We start from the raw sequence: 14,113 nt of genomic DNA on the forward strand, positions 1-14,113 counted from the left end.
ATAATATAAATTTATCAACACTGAAAATATGAAGAACAATAAATTACTAATAGGATTTACACTGCTTATTTCACTGGCATCGTGCAAAAAATATTTAGATCAGGATCCTGATACCAGAGCTGAAGTAAATACAGTAGACAAAGTAGCTCAATTGGTTACCTCTGCGTATCCTACGCGTAACTATTTTGCCATCACAGAAACCTATTCAGACAATGTGCAGGACAAAGGTCCGGGAGTTGGCCATCTCAACGAACCGTTTCCTGATTTGTATTTCTGGAAAGATATAAAGTCAGATGGCAATAACACACCTACCGAATATTGGAACGGCGTGTATGCAGGCATAGCTGCTGCAAACCAGGCATTGGAATCTATTAAAAAATATAATTTAGGAGACGCAGTCAACCCATATAAAGGAGAGGCGTTAGTGGCAAGGGCTTACGGCCATTTTATGCTGGTAACATTGTTTGCCAAAGCATACCGTATAGGCGGCGACAATAGCTCTCCGGGTATACCGTACGTGACTGAACCTGAGACAGAAGTAATTAAAAAGTATACCAGGGGCACAGTCGCTTCGGTTTATGACAATATTCAAAAGGACCTGGAAGAGGGTATGCCGCTGCTTGCGGGCGGGCAATGGAAGGTGCCTAAGTATCATTTTACAGTCCCGGCAGCTAACGCATTCGCTTCAAGGTTTTATCTCTTCAAAGGAGATTGGGACAAAGCTATACAGGCAGCCAATAAAATATTTCCTAATGGCGATTTTACAGGTAATATCAGGCCACAGGCTACTGAATGGAGAAATGCTACTTTGAACGAATACAATATAATGGCTACCAAGGCAGACCAAAAATATAATTTATTGCTAAGTGAAACTTACAGCGTATACCAGCGTAGTACAGCAGCCGCGGGCAGCCGCTACGGGTTTGGAACCCAGAAATACCAGGAAGTATATAATGGCAACACAGTGGCAGGCGCACCTTTTTACAACAAAGGCATTAGTTATGGTGTGCCTCATTATACGGTATATATTTTACGCGAGTATTTTCATTATACCAACGTGGCTGCAGGTATCGGTTACCCATACGTGATGTCTCCATTATTTGTATCAGACGAGGCTTTGATAAACAGGGCGGAAGCTTACGTAAACAAAGGCAATTTTGCTGATGCGCTTAAGGATCTGAACCTTTTTGCAAGCGCACGTATTGTAAACTACAATCCTGCAACTCATGCAGTGACGCTGGAGAAAGCAAAAGCATTCTTCAAGGTTACGGATGATAAAGAAGCATTAATAAAAACTGTATTGCAATTCAAGCAGATTGCTTTTATGGGTGAAGGTATGCGCTGGTTTGATATGTTGAGGCACAGGATACCATCAGTTCATACGCACATCGCTGCTGATGGTACAGAAACCACACAAACCCTTGAGCCTGATGATAACCGCAGGATGTTTCAGATACCGCAGGAAGCCACTATTGCAGGTATAGAACTAAACCCGCGATAGTTTATATATTTTTAATACTATAAAATATACGTATGAAAAGCAGTATCATGAATCATTCTTTATAGACGGAAATTCCAAAGAAGATTCGAACATATCCATTAAAACAACAAAAAATATACGGATGAAAAACTATATTTTATTTATAATCCTGTCTGCATGTTTAGCAGTCTCCTGTAAAAAGAGCGATGGACCTCTTGATGTAGACCTTACAAAATACAATGCAGACAATTATGTACCAGACCCGGTGATAGACAAATGGCTCACAGATAGCCTGAATACACCCTATAACATTCAGACAGTATACAGGTTTGAAAGAAACCTTACAGACGTTTCGCGCAATATTTCGCCGGTAGACCTGGAGAAAGTGCTGCCAACTATGCAGGCGGTTCGTAATATATTCCTGAAGCCTTATGAAAAAATAGCCGGCACAACTTTTATAAAAAAATTGACTCCAAAGCAATTCGTACTATACGGCTCTCCATCGTATAATGATAATGGTAGTATAGTACTGGGTACTGCTGATGGCGGGCGAAGAGTAGTGTTATACAGGTTAAATGCTATTGATCTAAAAAATGGTGACAATGTACGAGAGATCATGCGCACTATACATCATGAGTTTACACACATCATTAACCAGAATGTAGCTATACCGCCTTCGTTTGAGTTTACCTCTAAGGCTGATTATACCACCGATTGGACAGGTAGCGGCAATACAGCTGCTCTGGCTAAAGAACTGGGCTTTATTTCTCAATATTCACGCAGCTCATACAGTGAAGACTTCGCTGAAATGATTGCTCATTTGCTGGTAGAAGGCCAGCAGTGGTTCAATAACTACATAAATACAACTAACCCCAAAGCTAAGGCGGCGTTGCTGGCTAAAGAAAAAGATGTAATAGATTACTTCAATACTTATTTTTCTATAGATTTCCGTGCTTTGCAGGCGGAGGTGCAAACTGCCCTGAAAGACCTGTATGGCGCTAAAGATCCGGCGGATGTTTCCAGCACGTTGCTACCACTTATGATAGCTAATAATCGTGTAAGCAGCATCACCTATGATCCGGCAGCGGAGCACTACACCAAATATGGCAGATCGGCTGCATTTAATACGGTGTACAACAACTATAAAGCTGCGTTAGCTACAGGTGGCAGAAACCTGACAAGTATACAATTTCTCTTCTTGAATGGCACAACAATGGTATTCCGTGCCAATTATTCTAACTCGTCCGGAAGTGTACTTTCTGCAGATTATAATTTTAATTTTACTATAAATACTCAAACCGGCCTGACTGTATTCATAAAAGCTATACCTGAAGGAACAGGCACTACTTATAATAATGGCAACGTTGCAGCATTAAAAACTTCTTTTGAACAGATAATACTCCCATACCTGACTAACAGAAGGTTTATAGCTGCATGGCTGCCCACCACTATCGCCGAAAACAATCCTCTGTACAGAACGTTTGCGGGCTTTTATGTAGATGGTACGCCTACAGATTATGTTTATGGTCCTATAGTATTAAAATAAAAAATTATTTAGCACACAAGTGAACATGAAATAACAATTGATTAAGCGAATGTATAGGATTGTATATTCCATGTATTTTTAAATTTATAACATGAATCAGATAAATTATGTAAAAGCAGCAAAGAGGTGCACCAAGGTCATTTCGTTACAAAGGCCACTGAATAGTTTCCTCAGAGGCGCTGACAAAAAAAATACACGTATGAAAAATATATTACTATTATTTACAGGAGTATTGGTTTTGCTGAGTTGTAATAAAAGCCTGGAACCCGATCTTACTTTTGGTAAACTACCCGAAGAGAGAATGGCTGAAAGAAATGCAGAACTTAAGGCAAAGCTGTTGGAAGGGTCCAATGGATGGAAAGCAGTTTTGAGAACGTCGCTGAGAGGCGGAGCATATGGTTATTACATGCAGTTTAAGGACAATGAGCAGGTAGCTATGCTGGCCGATTGGTCTGAGGCCACAGCCAAAAAATTTGATACTTCTACTTACAGGATCAAATATGTAATGAATACTTCGCTGATCTTTGATACCTATAACTATTTATCCATATTGCAGAACCCTACAGGCTCCGCTAATGGAGGTGCTAATGCAAACGGGTTGCAAAGCGATATTGAGTTTGAATATTTACGCTCGACAGCAGACTCAATTATCTTGAAAGGAAAAAAATATGGCAACACGCTTTATATGATAAAAGCTACAGCAGACGAAAAAACGGCATTTGAAAACGGAGAATATTTAACAGCTATTAGTAAATTAAAGAATTATTTTGCCAAGAATTTTCCTCATATAATAATTGGTGGGAATGGCACAGAAAAAAAGATAGAACTGTGGATAAACAGCACTACAAAAGTTATTGATGGAGATTACATCACTCCTGATAAAAATCTTGAATCAACAAATAGCGGATTTGCATATGCAATTAACGGAGCTTACTTTAATTCCGGGCTGGTAGCTCAGGGAATTAAAATTACAGGCATGAAGTGGAAAAGCGATACAGAAATTGTTGCATATGACTCTTCAGGCACTGAATATAAAATAAATACTTCTGCGGCTCCTTTAACGTTATTGCACTTGGCTTTGGGTACGAAATTTAAACTACAAGCACATTTTAAAACAATCTATCCGGGAACATCAGCCAAAGGCTCAATCATTGTCGGACATTATGTAAATAACCTGGACAATGCCTATTCCGGGTATAAATTCATTGGGGGAGCTTTAACCTTTACATTTGATGTGCCTAACAAAAAACTGACAGTAACAGGCTGGCACACACAAACCGAGGGCGCATCAATTGGCACAGGCGGGTGGAATACGGTAATTACTTATAGCTATACTAAAGATGAAAATGGTTTTTACAAATTTACGCATCTCTCAGGACCTGCTCTACCTCAATCTGGCGCTAATGGTTATGTACAGAGGTTGATGTCAGAAGAAGGAAAAGAAACCATTGACAGTTTTTTGCGAAATAACAGAGTTTCTTTTGATTATTATTCAGAAGGGGGTACATCATATGGAAGAATGACAAGTGTAGAAAATCCAAACATAGTAATGACTTTTGCGCTCATACGATAAGTCAGCACGCCAAAATATCTTTTTGTGAAAAAATTTATGTAATATCGTTTTGTTTAAGCATTATCGGAAATTAAGATTTCCGGTAAGCGAAGCGGCAGAACTGGTGAAGCAAGCTGTAGCTTAATTATTCAAAACCAAAATATATAATTTATGAGAAAATCTTCCGGGATAATGTTTTTTATAGCGGGCATGCTCTTTGTGTGCACTGCCAACGCGCAGTTGAAAACGCCGCCGGCGAGTTCTTTTCAATCTGTAAAACAATCCTTCGCCTTGTCGGAGATCAGCGTGGAGTATTCGCGCCCGAATGTGAACAAGCGCACTGTATACGGAGGGCTGGTACCTTTTGATAAGATATGGCGCACGGGCGCCAATGCTTCTACGAAGATCACGTTTGGTGAAGATGTAAAGATCAACGGGAAAGACCTTCCGGCCGGAACCTACGCCCTGCTTAGCATACCGGGCAGGAACAACTGGGAGTTATTGTTTTATTCCGATACCAGGATCGGCGCTAATGTGGCAGCCTACGATAAATCAAAAGAAGTATTGCGTGTAAATGCGAAACCGCAAAAGATCAACTGGTTCTTTGAGACTTTTACAGTGCTCTTTACTGATGTAAAGCCAAACTCCCTGAATGTGGACCTGGTATGGGAAAATACCAAAGTGTCCTTCAATGTTAGCGCTGAGATCGATGCACGCATCATGGCCGGCATTGAAGATGCTATGAAGGGAGATAAGCCTCCTTACTTCCAGGCGGCGGCCTATTACTACGATAATAATAAAGACCTTTCCAAGGCTTTGAACTGGGTAAATACCGCTGCTGAAGAGAATCCCAATGCGTATTGGATACAGGCTTTAAAAGCAAAAATAGAATTAAAGAAAGGCGATAAGAAGGCTGCAGCCGTTACCGCGCAAAAAGTGATTGACCTGGCTACCGAAGGTAAGAACAACGACTATATTGCTATTGGTAAAGACCTTCTGCAACAGGCAAAGAAATAAATCCAGGCTTACTTTAAAAACGCCCTGCTAATCAGCAACGGGGTGTTTTTGTTTGCGCAGCAGCCCGATCAGGAAGGCAAGTAATATCACTAAAGCACAACCCGCCAGGTTTAGCCACAGGAAAGCCGCTAGCTCCAGCTTCCACGCAATAATGATCGCTATTTCGGTAAAGATAGCAGCCCAAAACACTTCCGTACCACTGAGCCTTTTAAAATAAAAGGCAGCGACAAATATGCCGAGAATGGTTCCGTAAAACAGCGAGCCTAAAATATTCACGGCTTCTATCAGGTTGCCCACTTCACCCGCAAATAAGGCTACCGCAAGGCAAAAGAGACCCCAGATCACTGTTGCAGACCTTGAGTAAAACACTTCCTGTTTTTCTGTGGCAGGTTTAGCGGAGAAACGTTTTACAAAATCAATATAGGTGGTGGAAGCCAACGAATTCAAGCCTCCTGCAGTGCTGCCCATTGCTGCCAGGAAAATAATGGCTATAAGTAAACCAACGAGCCCAACAGGTAAATATTGCATGACAAAGGAAAGAAAAACGTAATTGGTATCATTGGTATCCGCCTGCGCATTGTTTAACCTCATTAAAACAGTTGCCTGTTTTTTTATCTCGTTGGTTTGCGCATCTGCCAGGCACAGTTGTTCTTTCAATACCTGCACTTCAGCTATATCTTTGTTTTGGTTAGCAACTACCAATGCTTCCACTTTCTTTTGTTTGGCTGTATGCGCCAGCTCAAACGCCTGCTCTAATTTGGCATACTGCTGTTGGTAAGAACTGGCTCTGATGGCGTTTACTTCCGTTTTATTGAAAAACAGCGGGGGCGTGTGGAACTGGTAAAATGCAAATACCAGAAGGCCGATGAGTAAAATGCCAAACTGCATAGGAATTTTTACAAGTCCGTTCATAACCAGTCCAAGCCGGCTTTGCCTGATAGATCTTCCTGTAAGGTAGCGGCCCACCTGTGACTGGTCTGTGCCGAAATAAGATAATTGCAGGAAAAACCCGCCGATAATACCGCTCCACACATTGTACCTGTCATTAAGGTCAAGCTCAAAATTGATCGCATTGGCCTTACCCATTTTTCCTGCAATATGCAGTGCATCGCCAAAGCCTACGTTTGCAGGTAAAAGTTTTACCACCATTACGCCCGCCATTATCAGCCCGGAGAATATAATGATCATCTGCAGCAGCTGCGTATAAGATACTGCTTTGGTGCCGCCGTACACGGTATAAAAAATCACAACCGCGCTGATGGCAATGGTGGTGTAAATAATATCTATATTCAATAGGGTAGATAAAACTATGGATGGCGCGTAAATAGTGATCCCTGTAGAAATGCCGCGCTGCAGTAAAAACAAAAATGCCGTAAGGCTCCTGGTTTTTAGATCAAACCTTTTTTCCAAATATTCATATGCTGTGTAAACATTCAGCCTGTGAAAGATAGGTACAAAGGTTACACACAATACGATCATGGCCAGCGGCAGGCCGAAATAAAACTGGATAAAGCGCATGCCGTCTGAGAATGCCTGGCCCGGCGCAGAAAGAAAAGTTATAGCGCTTGCCTGGGTTGCCATCACTGACAAACCCACATGATACCAGGGCAGTTGCCGGTCGGCAAGCAGGTAGCCGCTGATGTTGCGCATGTTCCGGCTTTTCCAGATGCCGTATAATACAATAACGGCGAGGGTTACAATAAGCACCAGCCAGTTTATCCATCCCATCAGCTAAAATGTTCTGTAAAAAAATAAAGCAATACAATAACCGCTGCAAGCGTTGCCACGACTAAGAGGTAAACATATTTCCACAAACCTGATGCCGGCGTTTTCTTGTTGTGTTCATGCATATATGGTTTATTTTAATTTAAACAAACAATTTGCCAACTACCTTTTGGGTATACTCAGTAAATTTACAAACAGTTTAAATGCTCCCTGGTTGGCGGCAGGTAATTGCCTGAAGAAGGCTAATCCCGTATATACAAAGTTGCCTTTGCCATACTCGGCTACAATGATGCTGCCGTTTTCGGGAGCTTCATCTTTATCGTGCATAGACAAAACCGTCCGGTAATTTGCATGCATATCCCCGACAAAATATACCCCTCTTTCCTGTACCCAGCCTGCAAAATCCTGTTCGGATATTTTATTGGGATAATTTAAAATGCTGTGCCCCGGGTTGGTGAAAGTTACTTTGGCATGCTCATCCGTAACACGGTTCCTCGATATGGTAAACGGGTAGGGGCCAATCTTTGCCCGCAAAGGGCCAATTCCTGAGTTGGTGTTGTACTGCACTACCAGGTTGCCGCCGTTCTTTACATATTCCATCAGTTTATTATGATATTGATTCAGTTGCTCATTGATGTTGTAGGCACGCACGCCTGTTACAATTGCATCCAACGCGGAAAAATCATTTTCTGCCAGTTGCTGGTTGTCTAAAACAGTTACGCGGTAACCCGCCTGTGCGAGCAGCGCGGCAACATCATCGCCTGCGCCGGGGATATATCCGATGTGCATGCCGGTGGTTTTCAGGTGAAAGCGCGCCAGCTTTACGGTAGCATCTTCCAGCATAAACTGTGGCGGTATATGCTCGTAGTGTATTCTTTTGATTTGCCTGGTGAAGCTTTTCCCACCCGCCACTGCCGACACTTCCATGGCAGCTTCGCCTTGGCGGGAAGCAGGATGTACCATTATTTCAAACATTTTTTCATCACCTTTTTTGTTAAGTGTAAATGTTGAATCGCTAAAAAATGCTTTCCAACCGGCGGGTATTTTAACGGATAATTTCCCGCTTACGTTTGCCTTATTAGCTTTTACAGTTACTTCTGTCTTCTGCGGTTGTTCGCTGGTGAATAACAATAGTTCTTTACTGAGGTTCACGGTAACGTCGGGCAATATCTCCAGCGGGCGGTATACTTCGCCGCGCACAGGATCTACATATCTATACACTACCGGCCTTGCTATATCGAAAGGCACGCCTTTGATGCTGGTGTGGAAGATCATCATCAGTTCAGGACTTTTTTCCGGCATGCCCAATAATGCAAGATCATCTACCCGGAACAGATTGTTTTTTACAGGATGCTTCAGCCAATAAGGTTCGCTGGTAGATATCTGCATTCCATAAGCAGGGAGCTCGCTTAGCCGCATGGAGTCTTTGCGCGTAAAGACCTCATTATTTTTTAAATTGTAAAGAATTTTGGAGGTATCTTCGTCGGTAAGCTGCACCGGCACATGGTTGTGTGCTAATATCTTTACTTCTGTTTCAAAATCTTCGTTTATGGTCACAATGGAGTCTTTGGCAACCACCTCCATCCATACGCCTGCACAGGCTACGATCAGGTTTTGTACATCCTGTAGTTTGCTCTGTTTCCATGTGAGCAATTCACGATCGCCGGTGTTTACAGCCTTTAATTTCCGGTAAATATGCAGTAAAGCGTCCACACTTTTTTGCGGGGCCAGCACATCAAAATGCATGACGGCTGCGTCTATAAGTTTGTTTAACTCACCGGTGTGTGAAAAAGGATTCCAGTCAAGCTGCAAATTTTCAAAAATATCTTTATGAACAATATCGCCTTTAATTTGTTTAAAATATTCAATGCCTGTACCACGTGTGCTTGCAGCGCCAAATCCCTGGCTCTTGTGCATGGAACGGCTTTCAGCCGCTATTTCGCCATAATATTTTCCCAGTAAAGGATTGAAAATGCCCACATCCAGTTTCAACTGGTCTGCCGATGTAGTATTTCTGCCCCCGAAATTAAATGTGTTCCAGAACAATCTTTTGGTTTTCCAGGGCTGTATGTATTTTAGCTGCCATTGAAATCGGCCGGGATCTGCTGCTGCCTCAAAAGCCTCTTCGGCCAGTATTGCTGAAGCTGTGTGGTGTCCGTGGCCGCCTTCGCCGGTTGTAGGGAAGCGCGTAATGATCACATCGGGTTGAAAGCTTCTGATCACCCAGACCACATCTGACAACACGCTGTCTTTGTGCCACTGTTCAAAAGTTTCTGCTGCTGTTTTGGAAAATCCGAAATCAACTGCACGTGTAAAGTATTGTGAAGCGCCGTCAATTCTCCTTGCAGCCAGCAGTTCCTGTGTGCGTATCAGCCCCAGCGCGGCACCCTGTTCCTTGCCGATCAGGTTCTGGCCGCCGTCGCCGCGGGTGAGCGAGAGGTAGGCCGTGCGCAGCTTCCTTTCGTTTGCCAGGTAGGCGAGTAGCCTGGTATTCTCATCATCGGGATGCGCTGCAATATACAGTACGGCGCCAACGGTTTTTAATTTCTGCATATCGTGCAATATCGATGCAGAACCATAGTGTACATGGCTTGCCTGTGCACATGCATGTTGAATGAACAAAACGGAAATAAAGAGGAATAAAGTTCTGACCATACTCAAAAATAAGGTTTATGCACAGAAAATTCAACCAAATAAGCAGGAGATGTCTAAGCGTTCTAACTTTTGGCACAAGCGGATGCTTGCAGCATAGAATCTGCGAATCTTAGATTTATACTTTCGGCACAAGCGGACGCTTGCGCCAGTTGCGGATGTTTGATTATGATTTTTCATCGCTCTTCATCGCTCTTCGTGATTTGCAATCGCAAAGTCTTATCGGGAGATTTATAATCTCTATAGTTTATCCAACATACAAGGACTTCATTGGGAGCACAAGGAAGCTTTGGCACAAGCGGACGCTTGCGCCAGTTGCGGAGTTGCTTAGTTTTTATTGAGTTTAACTTTTGGCACAAGCGGACGCTTGCGCCAGTTGCCAAAAAAACCAAGCTATCACGAAAATATTATCGCTCTTCGTGATTTGCAATCGCGAAGTCTTATCGGGAGATTTATAATCTCTATAGTTTATCCAACATACAAGGACTTCATAGGGAGCACAAGGAAGCTTTGGCACAAGCGGACGCTTGCGCCAGTTGCGGATGTTTGATTTATGATTTTTCATCACTCTTCGTGATTTGCAATCGCGAAGTCTTATCGGGAGATTTACAATCTCTACATAGTTTATCCAACATACAATGACTTCATAAGGAGTAGAAGTTTACTTTCGGCACAAGCGGACGCTTGCGCCAGTTGCGGAGTACAAGTGAAGCCGTGCCGGTGTTTACTTTCGCACAAGCGGATGTTTGCGCCAGTTGCGGAGTTGCTTGGTTTTTATTGAGTTTAACTTTTCGCACAAGCGGACGCTTGCGCCAGTTGCGGAGTACAAGTGAAGCCGTGGCTGGTGTTTACTTTTGGCACAAGCGGACGCTTGCGCCAGTGCAAAAAAATTTAATCATTTTACAACAAAAAAAACCAGGCTATCACGAAAAATAGCCTGGTTTTTAATGTATCAGTTTATAAAATTAATTCGGGATGGTCTTTGAGCCGAATTGTTTGTTAGGCGTTGCGCCCATTTTAAATACCAGTTGTCCGCCTTTGATCAGGTCTTCATAAGTTATGTATGATTCCTGGTAAGGGCTGCCGTTAAGCTCTACCGATTGGATATAGATATTCTGGTCGGAAAGGTCTACTGCTTCAATGCTGAGCGTTTTGCCGTTTGCCGTTTTCACACTGGCTTTTTTGAAATGCGGTGTGCCAAACACATATACGCCGCCTGCAGGGTTCACCTGGTAAAAGCCCAGAACTGACGATACATACCAGGCGCTCATCTGCCCGCAATCATCATTGCCGATTAATCCATCCTTTTTATCTGTATAAAATTCTTTGGTGATCTTTTTGATCAGTTCGGCTGTTCTCCATTGCTGCCCGGCATAGGCAAAAAGATAGGGGATATGATGGTTGGGTTCATTACCATGCGCATACATGCCTATCAGCCCTGAAATATCGGGAGAAGCATCCTTACCCATATCGCCGTGTACTACGAATAAACTGTCGAGATGAGCAATAAATCGCTCTTTGGTGCCGAAAAGCCCCATCAGGCCGGTAACGTCCTGGGGTACCAGCCAGGTGTACTGCCATGCGTTTCCTTCTGTATAATCGTCTGCACGATGGGTAGAATGAAAGGGGTTGAAAGGCGTTCTGAACTCGCCACTGGCCAATACACCACGCATAAAGCCGGAAGCAGTGTCGAAATATTTTTTATAATATTCCCCTCTTTTTTTGTAGGTTTCATAGTCGGCATTTTTACCGAGTTTTTTAGCCACTGATGCGATGGCCATATCTGAAATAGCGTATTCAAGCGCTTTTGCTACAGATTCGTTTTCTTTATCTGCGGGTATGTAGCCCAGTTCTTTTAAAAATTTTACGCCGAAAGAATCTACATTTGCCGAGGTGATCATAGCTTCATAAGCTTTATGCACATCAAAACCCTTCATATCTTTAAGTATAGCATCTGCTACCACCGGTATAGCGGGGTAGCCTACCATGGTATTGGTTTCGTTGCCCATCAGGTGCCACACGGGAAGTTTACCCTGCTGTTGATAGATAGCCAGCATGGAATTAATGAAGTCAGGTGTTTTGTCTGAAGCAATGATGTTCATCAAAGGGTGAAGCGTGCGGTAAGTATCCCACAAACTGAATATGGAGTAGTTGTTAAATGCAGCTTTGGTATATATTTTTTTGTCTGTGCCCATGTAGCTTTTATCGGCATCATTGAAAAGTACAGGCGCTATCATAGAATGATACATGGCTGTGTAAAATATGCGCTTATCGGTCTCGCTGTCGGTTTCAATAGTGATCCTGGAAATGGCATCGTACCATTTTGCCTGTGCCAGGTTTACCACTTCTGTAAAATTCCAGCTTGAGAGCTCAGTCTGCATATTGTCAAGCGCATTCTGCTCGCTAACCGGTGATACGGCTACTTTTAATTCAACACTATCAATATTTTTATCAAAGCTCATCATGCCTCTTACTCTTTTTGCAGTAAGGCTGTTGGTTCCTTTCACAGCGGTGGAATCCAGCACCATAAACTCTTTGATGGGTACAGAAGATTTTATAGCAAAGAATACGCGCTGGTCCGGAGCCCAGCCTTTGGAGAAACGATAGCCTGTAACTGTGTATTCATCAACTTTTGCCAGTTTGGATTCGTACACGGCGTCCCAGCCGATACCCTGCACCAGGTCAATTGCCACGCGTGCAGTATCTTTTTCTTTAGGGAAAAGGTATTTGTGGTAGCCGACCCTTTCTGTAGCTGTAAGATGCACGTCTATCTCATTATCTAATAATTTCACGTAATAATAGCCCGGTTCCGCTTTTTCCTGTTGGTGTGAAAAGCTTGAACCATAGCCGGTGGCAGCATTATCCTGTGTGCGTGGCCGGGTTTTCAATGCTCCTGTATAAGGCATCAGCATAATATCGCCCAGGTCGCCTATACCGGTGCCGCTGAGGTGCATATGTGAGAAGCCAATGAGTACACTGTCTGAATAATGATATCCTGAACACCAGTCCCAGCCTTTGGTTATTTGTGTTGGGCCTAACTGTACTGCGCCCCAGGGTACGCTTGCGCCGACAAAAACGTGTCCGTGCCCGTCGGAGCCTATGAACGGATCAATGTATTTTGTCAGGTCCTGTTTGTTGGCGGTACTATCGCTGCCGCCTGTATTGCCTGCATTGTTGCACGACATAAAACCCAGCGTAAGCGCCAGTAATAAAACGGATGATAAGGATTTCATATTATGATATTTAATTTACTTTTTATCACTACTGGTTTTGATGGAAGTCTTAACCGGGATGAGGATACATTTCTCCAGCCGGGCATTGATCTTGTAATTTATTGCTGCATTATGCATGCAAATTTTGCTAAAAAATTAATTGTGTAAAATTAATGAAATTTACATTTTAAAAGCTGTATTTTTATCTTCCATGTAAATGCATGTATTATGGATAGAAGAGACCTTGTACTGAATTATCTCAGGGAAAAATATTACCAGCCCAATCTTAGCGCTGAAGTAGCGCGCAATCTGGATATGAGTGAAGATGAGCTCATTAACAATATTCATCTGATCAACAGGGAAAATAATGGGCTGGTGGTTTTGCGCGAAGGTATGGGTAAGAATAAATATGTTTTGAGCTTACGCCCAAACAGCGAACAGGAGATCAGCGATTTTTTAAACCGCGGAGGATTTTCCAACGATACGCTTACCCAGGAAGATGAGGCTCCGAAAACCGCTGTTGCTGCGCCTGCTGTACAGGTAGTAAAGCAGGGTGGTGCGTATAAATGGATTGCTATAGCAGCATTACTATTTTCCCTGGCTGCTTTGGGGTTAAGCGTGTATAATTATCTGCTGCTGGGAGGATATTTGTAAACACCGGGGTTATCCGTTGAACTTGCGGATGATCCACAGTATCAGCGAGATAATGATGCTCAGCAATATCATGGTTGTTATTGGAAAATAAAAATTAAAATTCTCCTTTTCCACGCGGATATCGCCTGGCAGCCTGCCTAAGAAATTAAACTTGTTGCCGCCAAAATAGATAACCGCACCAATGATCACTGCTGCAATGCCTGCTAACATTAAAAATTTTCCTGTTTGTTGCATAATTTGTTTCTGTTTAAAAACTCATTAACGTTTTTAATACC

At 42.8% G+C, this 14,113-nt stretch carries 9 protein-coding genes; 5 read left to right on the forward strand and 4 right to left on the reverse strand.

The window, feature by feature from the left end; translation table 11 throughout:
- Nucleotides 1-28 precede the first annotated feature (28 nt).
- The 4 genes from OD355_RS07250 (at nucleotide 29) to OD355_RS07265 (ending at nucleotide 5,595) form a co-directional block, all read left to right on the forward strand.
- Complete coding sequence (locus OD355_RS07250; protein WP_263037794.1) at nucleotides 29-1,501, forward strand: RagB/SusD family nutrient uptake outer membrane protein; 1,473 nt, start codon at nucleotides 29-31, stop codon at nucleotides 1,499-1,501.
- Nucleotides 1,502-1,622: 121 nt separating this feature from the next.
- Nucleotides 1,623-3,026: a substrate import-associated zinc metallohydrolase lipoprotein gene (locus OD355_RS07255; RefSeq protein WP_263037795.1), complete on the forward strand. Its 1,404-nt coding sequence runs from the start codon at nucleotides 1,623-1,625 to the stop codon at nucleotides 3,024-3,026.
- A 199-nt stretch (nucleotides 3,027-3,225) separates the two neighbouring features.
- Nucleotides 3,226-4,599, forward strand: a complete 1,374-nt coding sequence (locus tag OD355_RS07260) for a DUF4302 domain-containing protein (RefSeq protein WP_263037796.1) — start codon at nucleotides 3,226-3,228, stop codon at nucleotides 4,597-4,599.
- Between the two features lie 150 nt (nucleotides 4,600-4,749).
- A complete protein-coding gene (locus OD355_RS07265; protein ID WP_263037797.1) occupies nucleotides 4,750-5,595 on the forward strand; it encodes a DUF2911 domain-containing protein in 846 nt (281 codons plus the stop codon).
- 27 nt (nucleotides 5,596-5,622) lie between these two features.
- Here the strand turns inward: OD355_RS07265 and OD355_RS07270 are convergent, their stop codons facing one another.
- The 3 genes from OD355_RS07270 to OD355_RS07280 form a co-directional block, all read right to left on the reverse strand.
- Entirely contained in the window at nucleotides 5,623-7,323 is a 1,701-nt protein-coding gene (locus tag OD355_RS07270; RefSeq protein ID WP_263037798.1) for a sodium:solute symporter, read from the reverse strand.
- Nucleotides 7,324-7,482: 159 nt separating this feature from the next.
- The gene (locus OD355_RS07275) at nucleotides 7,483-9,975 is read right to left on the reverse strand and encodes a PIG-L family deacetylase (protein WP_263037799.1); all 2,493 of its coding nucleotides are present in this window, start codon (nucleotides 9,973-9,975) and stop codon (nucleotides 7,483-7,485) included.
- A gap of 962 nt (nucleotides 9,976-10,937) precedes the next feature.
- Nucleotides 10,938-13,205, reverse strand: a complete 2,268-nt coding sequence (locus OD355_RS07280; RefSeq protein ID WP_263037800.1) for a GH92 family glycosyl hydrolase — start codon at nucleotides 13,203-13,205, stop codon at nucleotides 10,938-10,940.
- A 207-nt stretch (nucleotides 13,206-13,412) separates the two neighbouring features.
- On the opposite strand from OD355_RS07280, the gene OD355_RS07285 reads away from it, so the two are divergent.
- Nucleotides 13,413-13,838 carry a hypothetical protein gene (locus OD355_RS07285; protein ID WP_263037801.1) on the forward strand — a complete coding sequence of 142 codons (426 nt, stop codon included), beginning with the start codon at nucleotides 13,413-13,415 and terminating at the stop codon, nucleotides 13,836-13,838.
- 9 nt (nucleotides 13,839-13,847) lie between these two features.
- Here the strand turns inward: OD355_RS07285 and OD355_RS07290 are convergent, their stop codons facing one another.
- Entirely contained in the window at nucleotides 13,848-14,072 is a 225-nt protein-coding gene (locus OD355_RS07290; protein WP_263037802.1) for a DUF2905 domain-containing protein, read from the reverse strand.
- Between the last annotated feature and the right edge of the window lie 41 nt (nucleotides 14,073-14,113).

It is taken from the genome of Haoranjiania flava, from assembly GCF_025631005.1.
In the GTDB taxonomy this organism is placed as follows: Bacteria; Bacteroidota; Bacteroidia; order Chitinophagales; family Chitinophagaceae; genus Haoranjiania; species Haoranjiania flava.